Origin of the sequence: Intestinirhabdus alba, from assembly GCF_009711095.1 — a bacterium.
In the GTDB taxonomy this organism is placed as follows: Bacteria; Pseudomonadota; Gammaproteobacteria; order Enterobacterales; family Enterobacteriaceae; genus Intestinirhabdus; species Intestinirhabdus alba.
Window position 1 is genome coordinate 1 of the sequence record NZ_WMJZ01000042.1, and the last position, 25,364, is coordinate 25,364.

Consider the following 25,364-nt stretch of genomic DNA (forward strand, 5'->3'; position numbering starts at 1 on the left):
CTATAGGGCAGAATTGTCTACGGGCTCGGGGGCACTCCAACGCAGGGCAAAGCCTGTACTGATTTGGGGATGCGGATATTGATCCTGTTTTTTCATACAAAAGTCTGGCTGCGGATTAGCGAATACACGTGGAAACGCCATTAGACAAACCGTAACCACGATTTGTTGAAAACGCTTAGAAGCTACCGTGTTAAACCAAGTTATCTCATCTGGAGCTACGCAGAAAAACCCCGTAGCTTGCCTGCGGCTGCGCACTCTGTGTTCAGTCGTACCCTTTCGCAAGCGTACGGCGCTAGCTGCGCCCCACTAGTGAGGCTTGGTTATAGCAAATTTTTCTAAAAGTTTGTTGGGGTCTGACAGGGGGGTATGGGATTGGTAAAACCTATCAATACGCACCGGCTTCGCCGGGCATCGGCGATTCAGCTATTTCCCTCTCTTTAACACCTTAATATCTCCTTTTATGCTCTTCGGGCATGATTTATTGGCTGCGCACTGTTCGCCAGTCTAAATAATTTCTCCTCGATATGGCCCGCAATGAGCGAACTGCGGACATCGCGGAGACAATGTGCTGCTAGGTGTAGATGTCCCACGGCAGGCCATATCGCTCGCCGTATCACTTGTTATTTTTTTTTGAAAAGAGAAGTTGATGCAATTCCTTCAGGGATAAGGCCAATAACTCATTCTCCCTGATGAGATTGTTATCAGCATCTACACCCTCTGCGCAGGATTCATTTAAATATTCCAGAGTTTCCTGATCATCATCCAAGCATTCATAGCTGCCTGAATAAAATTCATCGCAGCTTGCTTTGTTATTTTTGTCAATGTAACCAATGCATTGAATCACGCCCTTCACAACCTCAGCAGCAGAATAAACAAAGTAACTGCAGTCATTTATATAGCGTTCTATATCAGAAATCATATAAAAATAGTGCATAGAAGCTTTTGCAATTTCAAATTCACTTTCAATCACAGCAACTTCACACTCAAGGTCTTTCAGACCCTCTAACTTTAGGGAAAGTTTACGTTGTTTTTCTTGCGCAGTTTCATTCTTAAATGACTCGCTACCTTTTACCCTGATATTTATTCTTTCTTCAATTGCATAAATATAAGCAGGATATGTCCGCGACCACACTTGGTTTACTTTCAGGATTAATCGGTCTCTTTTTAGTCTTTCTTTTTTGACTATAAATTCTGCATATAGCGCTGCATCCTCTTCGCACCATACATCAACTTTTCGTTTATAACCCAGCTTTAATTCTTTCCCTGCGCATACAGGAAACAAAGGATCCGTGGCCTTTAAGTATTCAAATTCACTTAGATAGAACCCTATCTCACAACGATTAAATAATCGTCTAAACTCTTTCCCGCTTAAGGTTTTCATTATACGGCCCACTCCATTTTTATTAAAGCAAAATCAACAAGATAAAACCATAAATACTCTTACACAACCGGTTGATGTTGTTCAAATAGAAGATAATATAAGACAAGCATAACCGGGCGGCGGGATTGCCGCGCTGGAGCATTTCCCTCGCTGGATGCCGATGTTGTAGAACGTATTGGATTGGGTTTGTTGTTGCTACCAGTAGTGTCGGGATCAACAACGGGTCGATTTTCAATCAGTTTTAATCCTGCAGGCATCAAACCTGGTGCGCTATCTAACATGCGGCGGACGCTTTTCTTCTGCCCCTGTTTAACCACTGTGCTTTCTGCATCAGCATCGCAATTAATGTGCTCTTTTCCAGGCATTTTATTAAACGAAGGTCTTTTCTTACTTCCTTTTTGCCAAGCAGAAGGATACATCTCAATCTCACATCCCCAGCATACGTAACCGTTCGTATCTACAACATCAAGTAACCAAAGATCTTCTGCCTCAATAATCTCACTGGTATATTTATCACGTGCAGATTCCATGATTTCTCCTTTAAACAGAATTCCTGTGAAGGCGGCTACTAGCCTTCATTCAAACCGTTGTTCCAATGCCTCATCTTCCAATCGCTCGCGTTCTTTTTCCTTTTCAACCCAGTTAGTCAGTTTTTTATAAACAGCTCTAGCCGACTTAGAAATGTCTGCACGCTCGTGGGTGATCAACCGGCCTATCGCCTCAACCCTGGGTTGCATCACGTTCGCACGACTACCGGACCATGATGAAGGTGCTACGTGTTCGGCAAAGATCTCAAGGACGGCTCGTGGCTCGGGTGAGGCTTCTAGAAATCTCAGAGCATCATCCTGCAAGCAAATAGGACTTTGCTCCCCGTCTTTTGACCATAGATTAATACCTGAAGCAACTGAAGCCCAAACCTGAGGGTCTTTAGTGGTCCCGCACCATTCAATCAAAATATCTACATCGATTTTCGCAATAGGAGACTGATGTGAATCATCATGATTGATGAAATGCAGCCGCCTTTGTTGTTGATCCTCCGTACCATCAAAAATACGACTGAGAAATTCTTTTGGCATCCATGCAGCGGTGATACCGATAGCATCTTCGAAAGAAAAAATGTAGCCAAAATGCTCATCAACAACAGCGAAGATTGTATTCAGCCATTCTAGCTTTTCAGCCTCGTTGCCATCGAAGCGCAATGTGGCATCGATAACATGTTCCATTGCATAATCCAGATATCCGCCGAGATCGTTGTGATCTCTTTGGAACCTCTGGATTGCAGCGGATAGTCCGATTGTTCGTAGCGCAAGACCTAGTGTATCCGTAGCATCTCCTTTATCAGGTAGTTTCATACTCAATGCTTCCAATACTACTTCATCACCATTCGGTTTACTCAGCAGCCTTTGAGCAAGCTCGAGAACCCTGCTTTCTGGCAAATTAGAGAATTGCTCACCCCACAGAATTGCCCCATACATATGGGGCCGTATGTCAGAGTCATCCAGAAGCGACATGCAACGATCCAGATCGATTTCACTAAACTCCTGCCAAGGATGTAGGCTGACTAATTCGAATCGAAGTTCGGAATGTTGTGCGCACTGATCGAGCAGTTCCTGCGCTAATGCTTTATCGATAGAATTCGTCTCTTCTATGAAACCTCGAATAACAGAAAAATCACTTTGAGATTTATGCTGTAGATTCATTTGAGTGATAAGTTTCTGCCAATAAACTCGTAGGTCAGGTGCTCCTTTAGCTAAGCCTTTACCGAATTCGACGCGATAGGGCATCCCATCTCGTAAGAATAAATTAGGGCCTAACTCATCAAGTTCATGCGTGGATACTGCAAAGTCTTGCCCTAACTGGAACGCTTTTGCGTTAAGTATTTCCTTTATTTTTATGAATTTGTTAGGCCCCTCACGCTCAAAATCGGCATTCAGCGCCCAAAAATCACGCCCCTTACTGAGTACATAAGCCATGACTGCCGGAACCAAGTCATTAGGCTCCAATTCTCGTTCCAATGCCACAAGTCCTTCCGGCAAAGGATCTAAATCGTCGTTGTCATTTCTTTTGGTATGGGAAAAGTAAATTGTTGAGCGGACCGCTTTCCAGCCTTCACCCCAAGGACGATGGGCATGTAATTTGCGAGCCGCATCAATTAATTTTGACCTCATTCCTTCCTGACGCCAAATCCAGCGAAATTTATTAGCTAAGATCAGCCGAGCATCGTCTTCAAGTTCGGGAACTCTTGAAGTTCCTAATCTCACCACAATGTCGATGAAGGTGATTAGCCACTCAACAAGCTCATCGTAGCTGGGTCGAAATCCATAATCTCTTGGCCGAGCACCAAACTCATTAATCCCGAATCCTGTCCACGGTGGTCCGCCGAGAGCAGTTTCAAGCATTTCGAGCCCCAGCCTTCTACGTCCGGCGATACTTGAACCAATGCATTCATTCATGACCGCAACACGTTGTTCTAAAGAGGCATGGGTACCGGATAGATAAGGTTGGAAAAACCTCTTTATCTTATTTCGAGCCGAATCATAATTATTGCTCGCGCTTTCCTGATCTGCGATACGGATTAAGAGCTTAATGCATCGTTCAAAGTATTTCGATTCATATGCAAGTAACTGCAACAATTTGATAATTGCTGTTCGTTGTGGGTTGTAGCGTGATTTAAAATGCTCAAAATTAGACGTAACAATTGTTTCTTCAATCCGCTCAAGCAAAGCTCCCGGGGCAACTGGAGCGACATAATTCATAATGCGTGTCGATACATCATCTAGGTCTATTATTTTTCCAAGCAGCCCTTCGGGCTGTAACCAAGCTTCAACAATCTCTTTAGCCACAGCATGGCTGTGCAATAGCCCCAACCTGTGCGCGAACGACATCAATAATCGTTGTCGATCCGGAGCTTCAAAGGTCGTCCTAAGTTGATCAATCGGAATACTATTAAGTGCAGATGCTGCCAACTTGTTAGCAATGGCATGGGGAAGGATGGCTCTCCAGTGGGATCTTTTCTGAACAACGTGACGTTCCATCAACTTCGTAACAGTTTTGAATAACTGGATTTTGGGATACCCAGAGAGCGCACCCAATATTTCCAGTTCATCGGTAGCTGCATCTGGACTAGATATCGAGAACGAATACACCAGTGACAATATTTCAGCTTGCTCGCGTAAATGGCCGTCGGGATGATTACGTTGTTCAAACAAGCGATTAAACAACTGCGCATCTGAAAGTAGGGCTAAACTCTCACCTTCCTCCACTCTTTCCGCTATAGCCAAAGCCACTCTTGCATTCCCATCTGCGAACTCTGCAATCCGACGGGCATTATTCTGACCAATAGAAGGGAAGCGACGGATAAGAAGTTGCTCTGCCACCTCTGGACCATCTGTCTCAATGTGGATGACCTCAGTTGTCTGTGGTTTGTCATCCCTAATGTCGTACTCGATCGTGATGAGACTTACTTCTTTCCCTGCGGCTGATACTTTGCTGGCAAGCGAAGCATGGAGTTCTGATGGGCAATTATCAAGGATCATAATTGCTCGTCGGCCTTCAGCGAGCAGGTTATCAAGCATTGCTGTTGCCGACGGTACTGGCTCATAGCCAGTATCAACATAAATAGCTACTGTCCGGTCAAGCGCATCTGTCCCAACAGTTTCATCAAAGAGCGCCTGAACGATTCGAGTCTTCCCAACACCAGACAATCCTGTAATACGAACAGCCTTATTTGTCGAACGGATCAGTGCTCGCATCGGGTTAATTGCTTCATCAATTTTGAGTTTTTGCCCCTTACCCGATGGTAAAGTAATGGTTACGCCTGGGGCTGAGATTAAAGTGTCTGTAACACCTTGTGGTGGATTGCTCCAGGCTCCGTAGGGTTGCCAACCGGAATACCCTTGCCCAAGCTTTGCTTTTACCCACAGCATGACTGATGGATGTTGGCGCAACCATTGAATGAGTTTGGAGCGGTCGTAGAAATCAAGATGAAGATAACTTTCGTTAGGATCATCTTTTACTGCATCTCTCATCACTTTGAGACGATCCTTCTTTCCTGACGGCGAGCAATCATCACCCAGGCTGACAATGATGTAACTGCCTTGCTTTCTGGCTTGTTCAGAAATGAGGGGAGAAAGTGCTTTGCCGGTGCCAATTTCCCTCTCAATTGCAGCCTTAGGCATCTTATGTTTCTTTGCCTGAAAGACCGTATCAGGTCTTACAAGAAAGCCTGCTTTCAGTTGATCAACTGGAACCTGAACATGGATGTCAATTCCTCCGTCAGGGGCTGTAATTGAACCAGACCAATTTACACATGCAGGGCTATGGCCGTGCATTGCCACTTCAGCTTCTGCTAACCGAGCTATCAGCTCTTCTAGCTGAGTATCGGAAAGCCGAAGTAATTCGTCCTTTTCAATGTCAAAGATTGCCACTTTTAAACCCTATAAAAGAAATTGCGACCATAGAAAAAGTGGCTCTTAGTCTAACCAATGAGGGAAGAGATGTCCGCTGAACATTTGCAATTAAAACCATCCTCCTCAATTGGTTAACATGTTCTGACTCGGAACTGTGATGTTGATCATACCCACTTTTACGTAGAACTATCAGTATGTATGAAACTAAGTTCTGGTATGAACAAAGGACAGGCTAATGTTTTAGATTAAGAGCAAAAGATAAGCCCGGATTTTAACTCTTTAACAGTTTTGCTAGCATTTTGTGTACACAAAAAATGACTTTTTAATATTAGGTTTTCTTTTTTTGATTTGGTTGTTTAAAATTTTATTGGGTAGGGTACAAATATGAAATGGATAAAAGCACTTAACCTTCAGCAATGGGCAGATTCTATTCCTGCAAAAGTCATTTTTCCAGCACTAATCGCTGATCTTATACGTGCAACGGCTAACAGTATTACTGAAATTAGATTTCCTAATGGTGATAAGGGACAGGTTAGAGGTTATGACGGTGTACTTAAAGCTGAGGGGGAGGACCCCTATGTTCCTGATGGCGATTCATTCTGGGAGTTTGGTGTTAATGAAAAATTGCTTGATAAAGCTAACTCTGATTACGAAAAAAGAACACGCGAAGTTGCTCCAGAGATACGTTTAAAGACTACTTTTGTTTTCGCTTCATTAAGAACATGGGATAATCCTAAGGTAAAGCTTGAAGACTGGCTACAAGAGAAACGCAGTAGTGGTAAGTGGAAAGATATCAAATTAATTGATGGTTCTATGCTTGAAGATTGGCTCAGTGTTTGCCCTGCTGTAGCGGCTTACTACGCTCGCTACCATCTTGAGCTCATGCCACAGGTTGGTGTTAGAAGCATTAAGGAGTTTTGGGATGAATTTTCCACTAAATTTAGTCCCCCTTTAACTGAAGCAGTCTTGCTGGCGGGGAGAGAAAAGCAAAAAGAGCGTTTTTTGAATGAGTTACGAGAAAATGGTCGAAAAATATCTTTAGCTGCAGATTCCCCAGATGAGGTTATTGCTTTTGCGATTGCAGCTATCAGAACCACTGAAGCGGAACTTAGACGTTCCTTTCAAAGTCGAGCACTAATTATTGATACGGATGATGCTGCAAGACAGCTTTCTGGAAAAAGAGGAATGATCTTCTTACCACGTGATCGAGCAAGAGTTTTAGCCGGTTTATTACAGCAATCATCTATCACAGTGGTAAGTGCCGGAGCCGATGAAACACGAACTGATCACGAACTACTGATCCGCCCGGATAGCATATCTTTAGGTAAGGCTCTTGAAACCATGGGGTTTGATTCAGCTAAAAGTTATCAAATGGCGCGGCAGTGTGGCCGAAGTTTGTCTGTTTTGGCTCGCCAGATATCAAGTAGCACGGCTGAATCACCTGAATGGAAAGACAACCCTGAGTTGCTCCCTGCTTTATTAGCTGGTGCATGGAGTACATGTTCAGAGAAAGATAAGTTAATTCTCAAGCAACTAGCTGGCTATACAGACTATTCTCAAGTTGAAAATCCATTAAGGCTATTAACAAAGCGTCGCGATTCTCCAATTGATCGAGTGGATGATATTTGGTCATTGCGTTCGTCGGTAGATGCTTTTGTACATTTAGGCTATTTACTGGGTGAAGAACACTTGGAGCGTTTTGAGAAGGCTGTAAGAGAGGTTTTTTCCTATATTCCTGAATCTCCAAAGGCCGAAGATCTGTTTGTTCCTGACAATGTTATTAAAACGTCTTATAGCTCGTGGTTACGTAATGGAATGACAACAGTTTTGCTACATATGGCAATACTACATGAACAGGCCGAATTCCGGGTTACTGGTATGACACCCCAAGATTTTGTTAATAAAATTGTTCAGAGTATTCCAGGACTTGCTAACGACCATCGACTTTTTGTTAGTTTGCGGGATCAACTTCCACTGCTGGCAGAAGCTGCCCCGGGCCCTTTCCTTGATGCCCTTGAGCAATTGCTTAAGGGCAATGGGGAAATGATTGCTCCAATATTCAATGAAGATAAAGGGCTGTTAACTCCTCGAAGTCATTATCACGGATTAAAATGGGCATTGGAAGCGTTGGCTTGGGAACAAACATATTTATTACGCGCTGCAATCTGTCTTGCAAAACTCGCTGTAATAGATCCCGGTGGAACTTACTCAGATCGCCCTCTTAATAGTTTAAGAACCATTTTTCTGGCATGGTCTCCTAATACATGGGCACCAGTAAAAGTTAGAAATGCAATTATAAAAAAATTATCACTATTGTTCCTTGTATCGGGTGGAGTTTGTTACAAAATCTCCTTCCTCGTTCCCATGATACCTCTGATCAAAACCAAAAAATGAAGTTCAGAGAGTCGGATAAAGATGTAGAAAAACTAACGTGGGGCGTTGTTTGGGAGGGACAACTCTTTATTATCCAAGAAGCAATTAAACTTGCAGGTATACTCCCAACAAGATGGAAAATCCTAATCTCTCATTTAAGCTCATTCCCTGAAAATGCAATAGATGAAACACTTGCTCATCTTGAACTTTGCCTTTCTAAACAAACCGATGAGGATCAGTTCATCGTATGGGAGGCTTTGCGTCATGAGTATTCTCGCCATAAAAAATATTCAGATGCGAACTGGGCCTTTAAAGTTGAGTCTATGGAGAAAATTGCGAAAATACTCGATGATTATAAACCAAATGACATAGTTAGAGCCAGTTTATGGATTTTCAATGATTGGGATTCTGATATTGAAGAGTCAATTGAAAATGCTGGCGGGATTTTATCCTCTGTCGAAGAAATGCGAAGTGAAAAGCTTAGGGAAATATATTTTACTTTAGGCTTGCTTGGGGTAAAAGACCTTTTTCAACAAGTTAATAATGTTTTTATTGCAGCAAAGCATATATCAGCACTCTCGTTGGATGAAGAAAAGCTAAATGATTTGTTTGTAATGCTTATTAACAACAAAAAAAATATTGATGAAGTATGTGGGTTGTTAATACAATATGGTGTTGAATGCTTTGGTACTGAATGGCTTAATAAAATAAAGGTGTATTTTAAACAGTTTGAAATTACTCCTGATAGGGCTGGGAAAATCTTAGCATCGTTAAGAGATTCACAAGTGATATGGAACATTATTGAAGGGTTTGAAGATAACATCAAAGAAAAATATTGGTTGCAGAAACAACCTATTGCAATGATGGGTAAAACTTCAGATTTATTTGTCCTTATGGATAAATATATAGAAAGGGGCCGGGGGCTTGCTGCTATTATATCAGCAAGCCAACGCCTTTCTGAGATTCCATCTACAACACTTTTATATCTACTCGATATAGTCGTTAAGGAAATAAATAGCCAAGATATCCAATTTGATACAATGCTATCGTATTATGTAAAAAAAGTTTTTGATGAACTTAAACAACGTAGCGATGTCTCTGAAACAGATTTGGCATTTAAGGAAATGACCTACTTGCCTTGTTTTCCGGATAGAGATGAGCCACTTATCCTTCATCGTCTAATGATGAAAAAGCCAGAGATTTTTATAGAAGCAATATGTATTGTATATCGTAGTGACGAAGATGAGCAAACAGAACCATCGGAGTTGGAAGTTAAAAGAGCTACTTCTATATACAGATTACTTGAAAAATTACAAATTCTCCCTGGGCAGATAGACAATGAAATTGATCAAGATAAACTTGAAGATTGGTGTGAGAATGTACGTCATTTAGCAAAATTGCATCATCGCCAAGAAATCACTGATCATGTAGTAGGCAAAATTCTGGCACACGCCCCTAATAGCTCAGTAGATAATTCTTGGCCACATGAAGCAATTCGGCACATCATTGAAATATTATCTTCTGATGAGTTAGAGCAAGGTATACAAATTGGTAGGTACAATAAAAGGGGGGTATTTACTCGTATGCTTTACGAAGGTGGAAACCAAGAAAGGAAATTAGCTGAGCAGTACCGAGAATGGGCAAATTCAATGCCCCACTGCGTCCGTACTTCTGCAATGCTATTTAGAATCGCTGACGAATGGGAGTACTCCGCAAAACACGCAGATATTCGAGCCGCCAAGGCTGATTTAAATTAGAAAGATTCAAAAAAAAATTAGTATAAATCATAAAAACCCTGCTTAAGTGCAGGGTTTAACTTCTTTCTGCGTTTTTTAATCTTGCAGACCTTCAGGTTAGCCCACCCAAGAACAGAACGGGTTTTAGCTACGACAAGTCATCCAACTAACCGCATTCCTTTCATCCCACCTTCAATCATGCTTCCGCGATCTGCTTCCATTACAAAATCAGCCCACCACTGCATCATTGGACGACGTTGCTCCAGATAGTCGCTGCGGTTGTACGCTCGACGAACTTCGTTCTTATCCACATGGGCAAGTGCCGCCTCAATGACATCAGGCGGAAAACCTTGTTCATTAAGGGCTGTACTGGCAATAGATCGCAAACCGTGTGAAACGAGCACCCCACCAAAACCTGCACGTTTTAGCGATGCGTTTACGGTCTGACTGTTCATCGGCTGGTTTGGCTTGATGCGGCTGGGAAAGATAAATTCTCGATTTCCACTTAATGGGTTCATCATCTCCAGTATCGCAATTGCTTCATCTGACAATGGAACAGTATGGTCGCGGTTCATTTTCATGCGTGCTGCAGGAATCTTCCACTCTCGCGCTTCTATGTCTACCTCTTCCCAGCGAGCTTCAGCCGCTTCGGCAGGGCGGGTAATAGTAAGAAGTTGCCACATGAACAGGCAGCGTGTGGAAAGGCTAATGTTGGCTGTTCGCATTGTCTGCATCAGTTGAGGTAGCTGATCCGGTCGAATGCTGGGCATGTTCTTTTTCTGAGGCTTCTCGAAGGCTTTACCGATATTAACGCTGGGAACAGCATCAATCAGCCCTGTGTTTTGGGCATAGATCATGACCTCATTAATGCGCTGGCACAGGCGACGAACGGTTTCCAGTGCTCCTCTGGCCTGAACCGGTTGGACGGCCTGAACCAGTGTGTGAGCTTTAATATCTGTAACACTAACGTCGCCAATCGCAGGAAAAACATCTCTCTCAAGAGAGCGCCAGATATCTTCAGCATAGTCCTCTGTCACACTGGCTTTCTTCACATTCCACCAACGTTCAGCTACGAGTTGGAAAGTGTTGGTTTTGGCTTCCAGCGAACTGCGCAGTTGTTCTTGCTGATGTTCCTGTGGATCGATTTGTTTCGCCAGGAGAGAGCGAGACTCTGCCCGGTAGTTTCTGGCATCGGCAAGGGTAACTGACGGGTAGGGGCCTATGCTCTTTTTCGCACGTTTCTTGGTAACAGGGCGAATGTAGCGAAACTGCCAGATTTTACTTCCGCTGGATTTGATGAGTAGCTCAAGGCCATCGCCATCATAGAGAACATAGTCCGCTTCTTTGGGTTTGGCGGATTCGATTTCTTTAACGGATAAAGGTTTGGTTTGTCTTGCCATTGCCGGGTTTCCATAGTTTTAGGCACCTCAAAAACAATAAAGCTTTATGAGGTGCCTAACAAGGTGCCTAAAAGGTTCGGATTTAATTAGTTTTCTTCGGACTTCGCAGGACAAATTCAAGACACAAAAAAGCCCGCAAGGCTTTCGCCGTGCGGGCTCTCAGGACTTCATCGGATGACTCTGGTAATCACCGATGGAGAATTTTGGTGGAGCTGGCGGGAGTTGAACCCGCGTCCGAAATTCCTACATCCTCAGTACTACATGCTTAGTCAGTCTTTACATTCGCCTGGCACCTGCGGACAGACACGCCACTACCAGACTAGCCTGATTCGTTTTAACGCTTCAACCCCAGGCAGGGTCTCCACGCGATCTCTTTTGGGTTTGACCTCTCTTGATCCCCGTCCTAAGAGCGGAGGCTAGGGAGAGAGGGCTCTAAGCAGGTTATTAAGCTGCTAAAGCGTAGTTTTCGTCGTTTGCGACTATTTTTTTGCGGCTTTTTACGAGGCCAACCGCCCCTCGGCATGCACCTTGGGTTTCGCGAATCCCGTCGAATCCAGAATCAGCCCCAATGCGTCCGGCAAGTATAGCAGACCTGAGACGCGCATGACCAGCCCCCGCGCGCCTTTATCGTCAGGTAATTACCGCTCGCGCAGCGCCTCGCTCGCCCGGTTAAACGGCTTGATTAAATAGTCGACGATGGTTTTTTCGCCGGTTTTAATATCTACGGTCGCAATCATCCCCGGCACGATGGAGAAGCGCCGCCCCAGCTTATTCTGCAGATAGTCCTGGTGAGTGCGGATAAACACCCGGTAATAGAAGATCTCCGGCTTCACTTTGTCCTGAATGGTATCCGGCGAAATCGTCTCGACCACGCCCTCCAGCCCGCCGTAAATGGCGTAATCGTAGGCGGTGATCTTAACCAGCGCCCGCTGGCCAGGGTGGATAAAGGCGATATCGCGCGGCGACAGCCGGGTCTCAATCAGCAGCCGATCGTCCACCGGAACAATCTCCATCATCTCGCCGTTGGGCGGGATCACGCCGCCGATGGTCGTGACCTGGATATTCTTCACAATACCGCGTACCGGAGAACGAATGGTCAGCCGGGTGACCGAATCCTCCCGCCCTTTGATGATGGCCGAAAGCATCGCGACTTCGGCATTGGCTTTGGAGAGCGCCTCACGCGCCTGCACATAATACTGGGAGCGCAGATCGGTCAGCTTCAGGCCGATATCGCTTTTCTGCCGCTGCAGGCGAAGCACCTCAACGTGGCTGGCGGCCCCGGTCTTCGCCAGCCGCTCGGTGATCCCCAGCTCTTTATTAACCAGTTCAAGAGCGGCTTTCAGCTCCGATTGCGAATCAATAAACTGCGCGCGGCGGCTGTTATAAAGCCGGGTTTCGGAAGCGAGCAGCTCCGGCCATGCCTGCAGGTCGTCTGAAAAAACCAGCGGCCGGTCGCTGACCTCCGCCGTCAGGCGCTGGCTGGAGGCGAGCGAGGCGCGGTAGCGGGCGGCGCTTTCGCCAACGCTGGACTCGGAGCGCGTAGGATCGAGCCGCGCCAGCACCTGCCCGGCCTGCACCTTATCCCCCTCGTGCACCGTCAGCTCGGCCAACACGCCGCCGTCGAGAGACTGTAAAACCTGCTCGCGCGAGCTGGGTATCACCTTTCCGGTGCCAGTGGAAACCTCATCCAGCACCCCGAACCACGCCCAGACGGCGAGAATAAGCAACAGCAGCGCGGTGAGTCCAATAATGCGGCTGGCACCGGAAAATTCCCGCTCCCGGCTGTCGTCCAGCGCGTCCAGCGTGGCGTCATGCTGACTGGTTTTCATTTTTCCACTCCCGTGTAGCGCCCTGCGCGACGGCGCGGCTTTGCCCTAATGCCTGCGCCTTCGGCGCATCCATCACCAGCTGGCCCTCTTTGAGGACGATCACCCGCTCCACCAGCTCCAGCACCGGCACCCGGTGGGTGGCGACAACCAGCGTGCGGTTGCCGAGCCACTGGCCGAGCCGCTGAATAAACTCGCGTTCGGCGTGCTCATCAAACGAGGCGGTTGGCTCGTCCAGCAGAACGATATTGGGATTGCGCAGCAGCATACGCGCCAGCAAAATCGACTGGCGCTGGCCGCCGGAAAGCCCGTTGCCGCCCTCCATAATCGGATGATCCAGCCCTTTCGGCAGGCGCTTTACAAAGCCGTCCGCGCCGCAGATCTCCAGTACCGCGAAGATCTCCTCATCGCTGGCGTGGGGTGCGCCGAGGGTCAGATTCTCCCGCAGGGTGCCGAAAAACAGCCGGGCGTTCTGGCTGAGCAGGCCGACGTTGCGCCGCAGATCCGCCATATCGATGTGCGGCAGGCTTAGGCTGTCAAGGCGGGCATCGCCTTCCGCCAGCTCCACGCCTCCCGCCAGCGCCTGCAGCAGCGTCGACTTACCCGCGCCGTTGCGACCCAGTACCGCGATACGCTCCCCCGCGGCGATCTCCAGCCGGTTGATGCGCAGCGGCACCCGCTGATCCTCCGCGTAATAGCGGAAACGGGCGTTCTCAAACAGATAGTGGCCGTAAAAAATTTCCTGATGCACCAGCGTTTCATCGCGACGGGTCTCAGTGGGCAGCTCCATAATGCCGTCAAGCCCTTTCTTCGCGGCTTTCACCTGCTGCCAGCGGGCCAGCACGCCGCACAGGTTGCCCATCGGAGCGATCATGCGCGAGCCGAGCATCGAGGCGGCCACCACCGAACCGGTGGTCAGCGTACCTTCAATTACCAGCGGTGCGCCGAACATGACCATCGCCGCGTAGACCAGCCCCTGCACGGTCATGCCCCAGTTGATCAGCCCCTGGGATAGCTCGCGGGTGCGCAGCCCGGACTCGGCGGTAATGCGGATATAGCTGTTCCACTGCTGCAGAAAGCGGTTCTCCGCCTGCATCAGCTTAATATCCTCCAGCCCCTGCACGCTCTCCACCAGCACCGCGTTGCGCAGGGTGGCCTCATGGGCCGACTGGTTTGCCAGCTCCGCCAGCTTTTTTTGCAGCAGCAGGCCAGGGAGGATCATCAGCAGGGCGGCGACCGGGGCGATCCACGCCAGCTGCGGGGCGATAATCGCCAGCACCACGATGAACAGCAGAAAGAAGGGCAGATCGACGATCGTCGACATGGTGGAAGAGGTGACCATCTCGCGGATCTGCTCCAGCTCGCGCAGTTGTGAAATAAAGCTGCCGGTGGAGCGGGGGATCGCGCTATTGCGCAGGCGCAGGGCGTGGCCGAAGACGCGGTCAGATACCCGCATATCGGCGCGCTTGCCCAGCAGATCCATCACGTGCCCGCGGGCGAGGCGCAGCAGAAAACCGAACAGCATGGCGATCAGCACCCCCGCGGCCAGCACGTACAGCGAAGGCCAGGACTGGGCCGGGATCACCCGGTCATACACCTGCATAGAGAAGACGATCCCGGAGAGTGACAGCACGTTAACCAGCAGCGCCGCCAGCATTACCGGCCCGTACGGGCGCAGATCCTTCAGCACCAGGCTTTTCAGCCAGTCGGGCTGAAAGCGGGAGATATAGGCGTCCACCCGGCTGTCTTTTACGGCGGAGAGCGGGCGCAGGGCGATGATAAAGCGAACGTCGGGCAGCAGCTGATTGAGAGCGATCCGGTTACGCTGTAGCCCGCCGTTGACGAAGCTGACGTCAAGCAGCTCGTCGCCGTCGAACCGCTCAACCAGCACCAGCTCGCCCTCCCGCAGCTGTACCACCACCGGCAGACGCCACTGATTAAGCGACTGTGCTTCCGGCGTCAGTGTCTCAAACGACAGCCCGGCCTGGCGGGCCAGCTGCGGCAGCGCCTGGCCCATGCTCTTGTCTTTAAACCACGGGGCGCTGGCCTGCAGCGTGCCGGGAGAACAGGCGATGCGGTAATGGGTGGCAATATGGCTCATGGCCCGCGCCCAGTTAGCAAGGGCATGGGAAGAAATAGGCTCGTCGGCGGGGATATCGACGTGGATCATGGCTGGATCTCCACTGACTGAATGGTGCGGTTCTCCAGGCCGAACGCCTGGCGCATTTTACCGGTGTTATACAGGCAGTTGAGCTGCAGCTGGTGCAGCTGGCCCAGGGTCTGCTGGCGAGCAAAGCGCGCCTGATAAACCTCCTGCTCGGCGTTGAGCACGTCCAGCAACGGGCGCGAGCCGAGATCGAGATACTGCTGCTGGTAAAGCGCGCGCGTGCGCTCGCTTAGCTGCTCCTGACGCCGTTGGATCTGCAGCGACGTCGCCAGATTGATGGCTTCGCTGCGGTCCGCGAGCAGCTTCTGGCGCACGTCGAGCCGGATGCGCTGGATCGCCGACTGGGCAGTCTCCACCGCGTGGCTGGCGGCGTTGCGTCGGGCGGTAAGGCCGCCGCCCTGGTAAAGCGGCATCTCGACCTTGACCCACGCCGAATACTGGGTGCGGTCAACAGAATCATGCCCGGCGTAGTTATCGTTGAGGTAGCGGCGTACCTCCGGCTCCAGCGAAACCGTGGGCGTCATCTGGGCGTTCGCGTAGTCCAGGTTGGCCTGGGCGACGTTGGCCTGCGCCCAGGCGGCCAGCACCGAGGGCACCAGCCGGTCGTCCTGCTCTGCCAGCTCGCAGCTTTGGGCCAGCGCCTGGGGAAATGTATTGCTGATGGCGTTAAGATCTTTCCAGCCCAGCCAGGTCATCAGGGAGGCCTGGGATCTCTCCAGGTTAGCCTGGTACTGAACCAGCTGCGAGCGGGCACCTTCGATGCGCGCGTCGGTCTGTACCACGTCCGAGAGCGAGCTGGCACCCTCTTCGTTACGCAGATTGGCCAGCCTGCCGATGGCGTTCAGGGCGTCGAGCTGCTCTTTAGCAATGGCGACCATCTGCTGCCAGGTCTGCACCTGCACCATGGCGCTGGCCGTTTCGTGGCTGACGCTGTCAATTCTGAGCAGCACGTTGGCCTGCTCCTGAGCGACGCCGGCGTTTTCTGCCCGCACCTGGCTTGCTACCTTGCCGAAGTCATAGAGCATCTGCGAAAGTGACAGAACCAGCGACGGGCTGAAGCCGCTGTCGGAATAACTGTTGGTATAGCCGCTGTTCACGCCGGCATTTACCTGCGGATAATATTTTGCCCGGGCGATGTCCACCCGCTCCACCTGAGCGTACAGCTTGCCGATGTCTTCGCGGATCGAGGGATGCCAGGTAACGGCGCGGTTAACCGCCTGAGTAAGAGAGAGTTCGCCAGGAGCGGCGTCGCTGCCGGTCAGCGGCGCGGCGGCGTCGAGCGAGGGTAGCTCCTGTTGCCCGGCCAGCTGCTGCGGCGCAATGCGCGGCGGGATGTCGGCAGCAAAAGCCTGTAGCGCAAACAGACTTCCTGCCAGCCACCAGATTGCGGGCTGTCGTTTTTCCATTTTTTACTTCCCAATCGTGTTCTTATTGCCCCGGACGAACGTGCGTCCGGGGTCATTGTGTTTTAAATCAGTTGGGTATAGGTCAGGTAATAATGTGGTTCTGTTCAATCAGCTCGTTGAGGGTGGTCTGTACATTCTCCAGGGTGATTAGCGGGGTTGAGTGATATGTGCTGCCGGCACCGTCGCGGTCGATGGAAATCGTCGTATTTCCGCCGCTGGTGCTGACGCTCAGATAGTTGCCGAGGGTGGCGTTCTGTCCGTTCCAGCCCACCAGCAGGTCGCCGATATCGATCTTATCGCCCTGGGTCAGGGAGAAGTTGCTCCAGCGATCCACGCCGTTGCCGCCGGTGGCGCTGTTGGCGTTAAGCAACTGATAAATCAGCGTGTCGCCATAGGCGGAGCCGATCAGCACGTCGTTATGGGCGGTACTGACCACCTGCGGAGCCATGTCGATGGTCAGGGTGGCGGAGTCGGTATGCCCGCGGGTGTCGTTCAGGCTGTAGGTAAAGGTCTCCTTCGTGGTAATAGAAGAGAGCGCCACGCCGTTGTTAAGGGTATAGCTGTACGAACCATCAACGTTAATTTTCAGCGTACCGTAATGGCCCTGAACGGTGGCGCTGGCGCTACTGGAAACGTAAGGGTCCAGCGTGGTGGTGCTGCCGTTATAGCCGGTGACGGACAGCCGGGTCACAACGGTATTGAGCTGGTCCATTGCCCCCGCCGAGTCGCTGCCGTCAAAAATGTTGCCGCTAACGGTGTGGCTGCCGACGGTTTCAAAGTTATCCAGATCGACGGTGGTTCCGGTAACCCGTGGAGTGACGGTATAAGAGCCAAGGACGCCCAGCCCGGTGGTGCTGCCGGTAAAGTTTAGCGTGTAGGTTCCGGCCTGCAGATCCAGCGCGCTAAGGTTGATCGTCGTGTTGGTGCCGGAGTAAGTCCCCTGTTGAATGAGCGTCGTCCCCTGGTAAATGGACCAGGTGCCGTTGAGGCTGGCGAGGGACAGGCCGCTGCTGATAGCAAAGGTCAGCACCGGGGCGTGCAGAAGCGTATTGGCATCCACAACGAAGGTGCCGCTGCCGCTGCCTGAGCCGGTGCCAACGAGCGGGTTGCTCCAGCTTGCCGTACCGACGGTGGAGTCGAGGTAGGCCGCAGTGTCCTGAGCCGTGGCGACGGCGAGGGTGTCGCTGACGTCGTTGACCGCATCCAGCGGCCGGGCCGTCGGCGTAATATTAAGCGACCCAACGTCGGTATCGCCGTTCGGCGCTCTTACCGTATAGATGAAGCTGTCCGGGGCTTTCGTGCTGTCCGCCCCCACGCCGCTTTTCAGGGTATAGGTGTAGTTGCCCTGCGCGTCGATAGTGAGCGTGCCGTAGCTGCCATTGATGGTCGTGGTGCCGGTGGTCGCCACCGTCACGCCGTTCACCTGGGTAACGTGGGTGCCGACAGGCGCGATATCATCGCTCAGCACGTTGCCCTGGGTGGTGGCGGTCAGACTCTCAACGCTGTAAACGTGATCCTGCAGGATGTTAAGGGTATAGCCGGTCAGCGCGGAAATACCAAACGATGGGTTAAGCAGGAACAGATACTCTCCGCCGGGCAGGTTCAGGGTCAGCGGGTTCGACTGGCCGCCAAGCAGCGGCGCGTTAAGCCAGTTTTTCTCCACCCGCCACTGATCGAACCGCTGAGTGACGTCGTTAAAGCGATAGATATAGAGATCGAAGCTTGAGGCCACCGCCACGCCGCCGATAGTGGACTGCAGCGTCATAGTGCGCGTTGACCCCTCCTCCACGTCGAAAATAATGGGGTTGCTCAGTCGATCCAGCACGCCGAGATCCAGCGCATCGCCGAGGCTGACGTTCACCACCGTAAAGCCGCCCTGGGATGAAGCGCCGTTGTCGATGGCCTCCACGTGGGTGTCGTACGGCAGCGTGACGACGTTATCAACCGCAACGACGCTGCTTGCCGGCGTATCGGAACCGACGGTAATGACCAGCTTCGCCGAGGCGCTGCCCGCGCTGCCGCTGATGGTGTAGGTGAAGCTCTCGTTGTGGCCGATAACCGATGCCGGGCTGTTGGGCTTCAGCGCATAGCTGTAGCTGCCGTCCTGGTTGATGGTCAGCGTGCCGTAGATCCCCTGAATGACGTTGGTGCCGGCACCCAGCGTAAAGATCTGGCCGTTGGCGTTGGTTACCGTGGTTACCACCGTATCCAGCGGCGCGCTGTCGTTATCCAGCACGTTGCCGGTCTGCGGCGTAGCGCTGGTGATGGTGCCCGCGCTGGTCTCTTCCACGCTGACGTTCAGCGAGGTGTATGAGCCGGTGGCCAGCAGCGCCGTATTGTAGGTCAGTACCCGCCAGGTACCGCCCGTCAGCCCGTCAATATTCACGGTTATGCCGCTGCTGCCGAGGGTCAGCAGGTTGGCGAACTGCGCCTGGGCGGTGTCGATCACCGTGGTCCAGGAGTTAGTTGCCGCATCGTACCGCTGGATCGCCACTTCCTGTGTATTAAGCAGTGAGAGCACGATGCCGGTGGCGCTGGCGTCGATGGTCAGCTTCGCGCTGCCGCCGTCGGAGACGGTGAATTCTACCGCCGCCGAGTCATCGCCCAGCACGTTCAGCACGTTGCCGAGCGCGCCGACCAGCAGCAGACCGTAATCGCTGTACTGTCCGGTGGTTACCGTGGCATTCGATTCGATCTCCAGGTTGACCACGTTGTCGTTGGCGGCGATGGGCAGCGTCGGTGCCTGCACCTGAACCGGCGTGGAGACGTTGCCCACCGCATCGGTGGCGCTGAGGCTGATGTTTTCGCCGCCGGTCTGTTTCCGATCGAACGTCAGTGAGTAATTTCCACTGCTGTTTGCCGTAGTGGTGAGGGTCGTGCCGTTGCCAAGGGTGATCGTTACCGTGCTGCCCGCTTCGGCGGTGCCGCTAATGCTGGCACCGTCGGCGCTGATGCTGCCGGTGGGGGCCGCCGTAACCGTATCGACCGTAATGCTGTACGACGGCGACAGCGGGCTGGTGCCGTTCGTATTGCTCGCGGTGGCGGTCAGCGTGTGTAGCCCGTCGGCAATCGTGGCCGTTGGGGTAAAGCTCCAACTGCCCTCGGCGTTGACGCTGGTGGTACCAATGACCACGTTGCCGTCGTAAAGGGTAATGGTTGCGCCGGGCTGTCCGGTGCCGCTTATCTGCGGCGTGGCGTCGTTGGTTGCCTGGCCGTTGCCGATGGTGCCGGTGATGGAGCCAACGTCGTCGGTGACGGAAACAATAACCGGCGCGCCGGGGAGCCCGGTGGACGGAACGCTGATGCTGCCCGCGGTCCCGACGTTGCCGGCCCTGTCTGCGGCAATGACCTGTAGCGCGACGCCGCCCTCCTGCGCCGGGCTGATGGTGACATCAAAGCGGCCGGTGGTGCCGTTCGCAAGTCCGCTACCCAGCACGTTGCCCGCGCTGTCGGTAATGGTAACCGTACTGCCCGCCTCCGCCGTGCCGGTGACGTGGGAACCATTGGTTACCACCGCCAGGTCGGTTGGCGCGCCCGGCGGCGTGATATCCACCACGATGGTGGTTATGGCCGACGATGCGCTGACGTTTCCTGCGGCGTCGGTGGCCTGGGCCGTAAAGGCATGGGAGCCTTCACCCAGCGCCGCTGACGGCGTGAAGCTCCACGCGCCGTTGGCGTCGGCCTGAATGGGGGTCGGCGTCAGCAGGGTTGCGCCATCATAAATGGTGATTAATGCGCCAGGCTCGCTGGTGCCGCGCAGTTCCGGCCGGGTGTCGTTGGTGCTCTGGCCGCTGGCGACCGGGCCGGTAATGTTGCTGACATCATCGAGCACGGTGGTAATCACCGGCGCGGCGGGTGCCAGAGTATCCACGGTGATGGCGAAGCTGCTGCCCTGGCTGACGTTGCCCGCCGAATCGGTGGCGGTGACCGCCAGCGTATGGTTGCCGTTAGTCAGCGCGGTGGCCGGCGTAAAGCTCCAGCTGCCGTCAGGGCCGACCACCACGCTGCCGATCGTTGCGCCGTTGTCGGTAAACGTCAGGGTGGTGCCAGCTTCCGCCGTGCCGTTGAGAGTCGGGCGGGTATCGTTGGTGCTCTGACCGGAGGTCAGATTGCCGGTTTGCGGTGCGCTGTCGTCCACCACCGAGACGATGGTCGGGGCGGCGGGGGCCTGGGTGTCGACATTGACCACGAAGTTAGCCGCCGGGCTGACGTTGCCCGTCGCGTCGGTGGCGGTAAAGGTCAGCGGATGGTTCCCCTGTGCCAAATCGGTGGTGGGGGTAAAGCTCCATGTGCCGTTATCGCCAACCGTGGTGCTGCCAATCGCCACGCCGTTGTCGTAAACGTTGATGACTGCGCCAGGCTCGCCGGTGCCGGTAAAGCCGGGGCGCGGGTCGTTGGTCGTCTGGCCGCTGGTCAGGCTGCCGACGATGGGACCAACGTCGTCCGTTACGCCGTTGATCACCGGAGCGGTGGGGGTGATGCTGTCCACCGTCAGGGTAAAGCTCCCGGAAGCGGGGCTGACGTTGCCCGCGGCGTCGGTGGCGGTCGCGCGCAGCGAATGTGCGCCCTGCGAAAGTTCGCCAGGTCTGAAGCTCCAGCTGCCGTTCGCCTCTACGGTGGCGGTGCCGAGCAGGACGTTGACGTCATAGATGCTGACGATCGCGCCCGGCTCGCCGGTGCCGGTGATGACCGGACGGGTATCGTTGGTGCTCTGGCCGTCGGTTAGCTCACCGGTGCCAGGCGTTACGGCGTCGGTTACGCTGACGATGACCGGGGCCGCCGGGGCCTGCGTATCGACCACCAGGGTAAAGGACGCGCCGGGGCTGACGTTGCCTGCCGCGTCGGTGGCGGTGACGTTGAGCGTGTGCTGACCGTTGCCCAGCGAGGTGGTTGGGGTGAATGTCCACGCGCCGACCCCGTCGGCCTGTACGCTGCCCAACAGGGTGGTGCCGTCATAAATGCGCACCGTGCTGCCCGGCTCTGCGGTTCCGGCGAGGGCCGGGCGCGTGTCGTTAGTCGCCTGACCATTGGTCAGCGTCCCCGTACCGGGAGCAATATCGTCGGTCACCGAGGTGATAACCGGCGTGGCTGGTGCCTGCACGTCCACCGTCAGGGTAAAGGCGGCGGACGGCCCTTCGTTACCGGCGGCATCGGTGGCGGTAACGGTCAGATTATGCTGACCGTCGCCGAGCGGGCTGGTCGGCGTCAGGCTCCAGACGCCGTCGCCGCCGACAAGTGCGCTGCCGACGGCGACGCCACCGTCATAGAGCACAACGGTGGAGCCAGGCTCCGCGGTTCCCTGGAGAGTAGGCTGGGTGTCGTTGGTGCTCTGGCCGTCGAGCAGCACGCCCGTTATCGGATCGTTGTCGTCGGTGACGCTCTGAATCACCGGTGCCGCTGGTGCCTCGGTGTCAATGGTGAGGGTAAATTCGCCAGAGGCGGCGCTGACGTTGCCGACGGCGTCCGTCGCCGTGGCCGTCAGCCTGTGGGAGCCGGCCGCCAGCGCGGGTGGGGTAAAGCTCCAGCTCCCGTTGCTGACCTGCGCGGTGCCGATGCGCACGCCGTTGTCATAAAGGGTGATTGTGCTGCCTTCCTCCCCGGTGCCGCTGAGGGTCGGCGTGGTGTCGTTGGTGCTGCCGTTATTGCCGATGGGGCCGGTCTGCGGTTCGCTGTCGTCCAGCGCGCCGATAATTGCCGGCGCGTCGGGGGCGGTGGTATCCACTACCACCACAAAGATATCCGACCGCACGCTCTCATTGCCCGCCGCGTCGGTGGCGATAATCGTCAGGTCGTGGCTGCCTTCACCCAGCGCGGCGGGAGGCGTGAACGACCACGCGCCGTTGACGACCGGAACGGTGCCCAGCGGGGTCGAACCGTCATAAATGGTGATGGTTTCGCCCGCGGCACCGGAGCCGCTCAGGGTGGGGCGCGCGTCGTTGGTGGTCTGGCCGCTGGTCAATGCTCCCGTGCCGGGAGCGATATCGTCGGTGACGGCACCGATAACCGGCTGCGCGGGTGGGGTCAGATCGACCGTAATGTTGACGGTGGCGGACGACCTGCTGCTGTCGGCGCTGTTTTCCACCCGGAAGGTGTGATTGCCTTCGCTCAGGGCGTTGTCTGCCGTCCACGTCCAGCTGCCGCTGGCGTCCACCTGCACGCCGGAAGCGACCCGTACGCCGTCGACATAAACATCAAGGGTGGTGTTCGGCTCGGCGGTGCCGCGCAGGCCAGGCAGCGTATCATCGGTGGTTTGCCCGCTTTTTAAGTCACCAACTACGCTACCAACGTCATCGACAATGGCGGTAATTACCGGCAGGCCGCTGCCGGAGCCGGTAAAGCCCGTTGGCCCGCTGGCGTTGCCCGCCGCGTCCTGGGCGATTGCGGTGAGGGACTCGCTGCCGGTTTGCGCCGGGGTAAGCGTAATGGTAAAGCTGCCGTTCGTTGCGATACCGGAGCCGATAACGTTGTTATCGGCGTCCCGGATGATAACCGTGCTCCCCGCCTCCGCGCTGCCGGTGACGACTGCGCCATCCGCAGAGATCGACACGTTAGCCGGTGCGGCTGGCGCGGTGGTATCGATCTGCAGCGCCGCCGCTTCGGAAGGCTGGCTGCGGTTGCCCGCCGGGTCGGCGGCGACGGCGGTAAAGCTGTAGCTGCCTTCGGCCAGCGCCGGGTTGGGTACGATGTTCCAGCTGCCGTCGGCGTTCACCGTACCGCTGCCAATTACCGTGGTGCCGTTGTACAGCGTCACGGTGCTGCCCGGCTCGCCGGTGCCGCTAATCGGCAGCTGCGTCTGGTTGGTTATCGTCAGGTTCGCTAATGAAGTAATCAGCGGCGCGTCTGGCGGAGTGGTATCGATAGTCAGCCCAAACTCGCCTGAGGACGGGCTGGTATTGCCCGCCGCGTCCCTTGCGTTAACGGTAAAGTTATAGCTGCCTTCGCCCAGCGGCGTCTGTGGCGTAAAGCGCCAGGCACCGTTCTCAACAACGGCGGTGCCAATGGCTATGCCGTTGTTAAGGATGGTCACGATGCTGCCCGACTCCCCCGTGCCGCTCAGGGTCGGCGTGGTGTCGTTGGTCTGCCCGCCGCTGGCGAGCGGCGCGTTGTCATCGCTGACGGTAAGCGTTGGCGTGGTCGGTGCCTGGGTGTCAATGCGGATAACGCGATCCGGCGAGCTGGCGCTGGTGTTACCGGCAGGATCGGTGGCGGTTAAGGAGAAGGTACGATCGCCGGTGGCCAACGGCGTGGTCAACTGATAGCTCCAGCTGCCGGATTCGCCGATGGTGACCGTTGCCAGCTCCGCGCCGTCAAGGGTGATGGTAATGGTATCTCCGGGCGTTCCGCTACCGCTGAGCAGCGGCAGGGTGTCGTCGGTAAACTGGCCGTTATCCAGCGCTCCCGTCAGGCTGCCAGCGTCGTCGGTAATGGTCAGGGTGGGGACGGCCGGGGCGGTGACATCCACCACAATGGTGACGGGCAGAGAAGGCTCGCTGGTGTTGCCTGCCGGATCGGCTGCGGCGATCGTAAAGCGATGTTCGCCTTCGCTCAGGGTGTCCGGAGTATAGCTCCAGGCACCGTTGGCTACCGTGACGGTATCAATCCGGGTGCCGTTGTCGTAAATGGTAATAATATCGCCGTCGGTGCCGGTGCCGCTCAGTACCGGCTGCGTTACGTTAGTGGCCTGGCCGTCGGCCAGCGGCGCGTTGGCCCCGTCGGTCAGCGCCAGGGTTGGCACCTCGGGTGCGGTGGTGTCAACGATGATAGTAATCGGCGCAGAGGCACCGCTGGTATTGCCCAGCGGATCGCTGGCGGTAGCGGTCAGCGTGTGGCTGCCTTCGCCCAGCGCCGGGGTTGGAGTGAAGCTCCACGTCCCGCCGCTGACAACCTGGGTGGTGCCGATAATCACATCGTTGTCATAGAGGGTAATGGTATCCCCGACGCTGCCGGAGCCGCTCAGGACCGGCTGAGTCGCGTCGGTGGTGGCATTATTTTCCAGCGTACCGGTAACGCTGCCGGTGCTGTCGGTCAGCGTGAGTACCGGTACGGCAGGCGCGGTGGTGTCTACCGTCAGGGTAATGCCGGCGGAAGGTTCGCTGGTCTGATTATTTGCGTCGGTTGCCGTGACGGTGAAGGTATGCTCGCCGTCGCTCAGTGCCGGGGTGGTCAGCGTCCATTTTCCGTCGCTGCCCACGACGGCGGTTCCCGCCAGCGGCGTGTTGTTATCCAGAATAATAATCGTCGCGCCCGGCTCGCCGGTTCCGCTGAAAGTCAGCTGATTATCGTCGGTGCTTTGTCCATCCGTCAGGTTGCCTTTCGCCGCGCCAACGTCGTCAATGATAGCGTTTATAACCGGGGCGTCTGGCGGGGTGATATCCGGTGCCTGTACGCTGGTGGAGGGGCCGGTATTATCTGCGGCGTCAGTGGCCGTTGCGGTCAGCGTCTCCCCGTTGGCCTGCGGCGGCTCAAGGGTAATGGTGAAGTTCCCGTCGCCGTCGGCCTTTGCGCTGCCAACTGGCGTTCCGTCAGGAGCGGCGATGGTCACGGTGCTACCCGGCTCGGCGCTGCCGGTCACCGTGGTGCCATCTTCCGAGACTACGACTCCGGTTGGCGCAAGCGGCGGGGTGCTGTCCGGCGCAACGGCCGTGGCGGGCTGGCTGGCGTTTTGC

Annotated in this window: 10 protein-coding genes, 1 other RNA gene and 1 pseudogene; 2 read left to right on the forward strand and 10 right to left on the reverse strand. The window is 54.1% G+C overall.

What is annotated here, in order from left to right; translation table 11 throughout:
- Positions 1-613: 613 nt before the first annotated feature.
- The 3 genes from GJV78_RS20145 to GJV78_RS20155 are packed head-to-tail and all read right to left on the reverse strand — an operon-like array spanning position 614 to position 5,808.
- Positions 614-1,381 (reverse strand): hypothetical protein, encoded by a 768-nt coding sequence (locus tag GJV78_RS20145; protein WP_155109972.1) that lies wholly within the window; start codon positions 1,379-1,381, stop codon positions 614-616.
- Positions 1,382-1,440: 59 nt separating this feature from the next.
- Complete coding sequence (locus GJV78_RS20150) at positions 1,441-1,911, reverse strand: hypothetical protein (protein ID WP_230979192.1); 471 nt, start codon at positions 1,909-1,911, stop codon at positions 1,441-1,443.
- A gap of 45 nt (positions 1,912-1,956) precedes the next feature.
- Positions 1,957-5,808 (reverse strand): hypothetical protein, encoded by a 3,852-nt coding sequence (locus GJV78_RS20155; RefSeq protein ID WP_167519673.1) that lies wholly within the window; start codon positions 5,806-5,808, stop codon positions 1,957-1,959.
- Between the two features lie 366 nt (positions 5,809-6,174).
- On the opposite strand from GJV78_RS20155, the gene GJV78_RS20160 reads away from it, so the two are divergent.
- Both GJV78_RS20160 and GJV78_RS23355 read left to right on the forward strand, forming a co-directional pair.
- Positions 6,175-8,184: a hypothetical protein gene (locus GJV78_RS20160; protein ID WP_155109973.1), complete on the forward strand. Its 2,010-nt coding sequence runs from the start codon at positions 6,175-6,177 to the stop codon at positions 8,182-8,184.
- Positions 8,181-9,920 (forward strand): hypothetical protein, encoded by a 1,740-nt coding sequence (locus GJV78_RS23355; protein ID WP_155109974.1) that lies wholly within the window; start codon positions 8,181-8,183, stop codon positions 9,918-9,920. Before GJV78_RS20160 ends, GJV78_RS23355 begins: the two co-directional genes overlap by 4 nt.
- A 137-nt stretch (positions 9,921-10,057) precedes the next feature.
- On the opposite strand, the gene GJV78_RS20170 is transcribed toward GJV78_RS23355, so the two are convergent.
- The 7 genes and pseudogenes from GJV78_RS20170 to GJV78_RS24185 all read right to left on the reverse strand — a co-directional run.
- Positions 10,058-11,299, reverse strand: coding sequence for an integrase (locus GJV78_RS20170; protein WP_155109975.1), 1,242 nt, complete (start codon positions 11,297-11,299; stop codon positions 10,058-10,060).
- 204 nt (positions 11,300-11,503) lie between these two features.
- Positions 11,504-11,866, reverse strand: a transfer-messenger RNA (tmRNA) gene (ssrA, locus tag GJV78_RS20175).
- A 71-nt stretch (positions 11,867-11,937) separates the two neighbouring features.
- Positions 11,938-13,128, reverse strand: coding sequence for an HlyD family efflux transporter periplasmic adaptor subunit (locus GJV78_RS20180; protein ID WP_155109976.1), 1,191 nt, complete (start codon positions 13,126-13,128; stop codon positions 11,938-11,940).
- Positions 13,109-15,295, reverse strand: coding sequence for a type I secretion system permease/ATPase (locus GJV78_RS20185; protein WP_155109977.1), 2,187 nt, complete (start codon positions 15,293-15,295; stop codon positions 13,109-13,111). Before GJV78_RS20185 ends, GJV78_RS20180 begins: the two co-directional genes overlap by 20 nt.
- A complete protein-coding gene (locus tag GJV78_RS20190) occupies positions 15,292-16,698 on the reverse strand; it encodes a TolC family outer membrane protein (protein ID WP_155109978.1) in 1,407 nt (468 codons plus the stop codon). Before GJV78_RS20190 ends, GJV78_RS20185 begins: the two co-directional genes overlap by 4 nt.
- A gap of 82 nt (positions 16,699-16,780) precedes the next feature.
- Positions 16,781-20,569 (reverse strand): BapA/Bap/LapF family large adhesin, encoded by a 3,789-nt coding sequence (locus tag GJV78_RS24180; protein ID WP_407929075.1) that lies wholly within the window; start codon positions 20,567-20,569, stop codon positions 16,781-16,783.
- 3 nt (positions 20,570-20,572) lie between these two features.
- Positions 20,573-25,364: pseudogene (locus GJV78_RS24185) on the reverse strand (Ig-like domain-containing protein); the annotation flags it as partial.

Excerpts from the sequence above, each read along its gene's own strand:
- GJV78_RS20185 (WP_155109977.1), bottom strand. The coding sequence starts at position 15,295 with ATGATCCACGTCGATATCCCCGCCGACGAGCCTATTTCTTCCCATGCC.
- GJV78_RS20145 (WP_155109972.1), bottom strand. The coding sequence starts at position 1,381 with ATGAAAACCTTAAGCGGGAAAGAGTTTAGACGATTATTTAATCGTTGT.
- GJV78_RS20150 (WP_230979192.1), bottom strand. The coding sequence starts at position 1,911 with ATGGAATCTGCACGTGATAAATATACCAGTGAGATTATTGAGGCAGAA.
- GJV78_RS20180 (WP_155109976.1), bottom strand. The coding sequence starts at position 13,128 with ATGAAAACCAGTCAGCATGACGCCACGCTGGACGCGCTGGACGACAGC.
- GJV78_RS20160 (WP_155109973.1), top strand. The coding sequence starts at position 6,175 with ATGAAATGGATAAAAGCACTTAACCTTCAGCAATGGGCAGATTCTATT.
- GJV78_RS20170 (WP_155109975.1), bottom strand. The coding sequence starts at position 11,299 with ATGGCAAGACAAACCAAACCTTTATCCGTTAAAGAAATCGAATCCGCC.
- GJV78_RS20190 (WP_155109978.1), bottom strand. The coding sequence starts at position 16,698 with ATGGAAAAACGACAGCCCGCAATCTGGTGGCTGGCAGGAAGTCTGTTT.
- GJV78_RS23355 (WP_155109974.1), top strand. The coding sequence starts at position 8,181 with ATGAAGTTCAGAGAGTCGGATAAAGATGTAGAAAAACTAACGTGGGGC.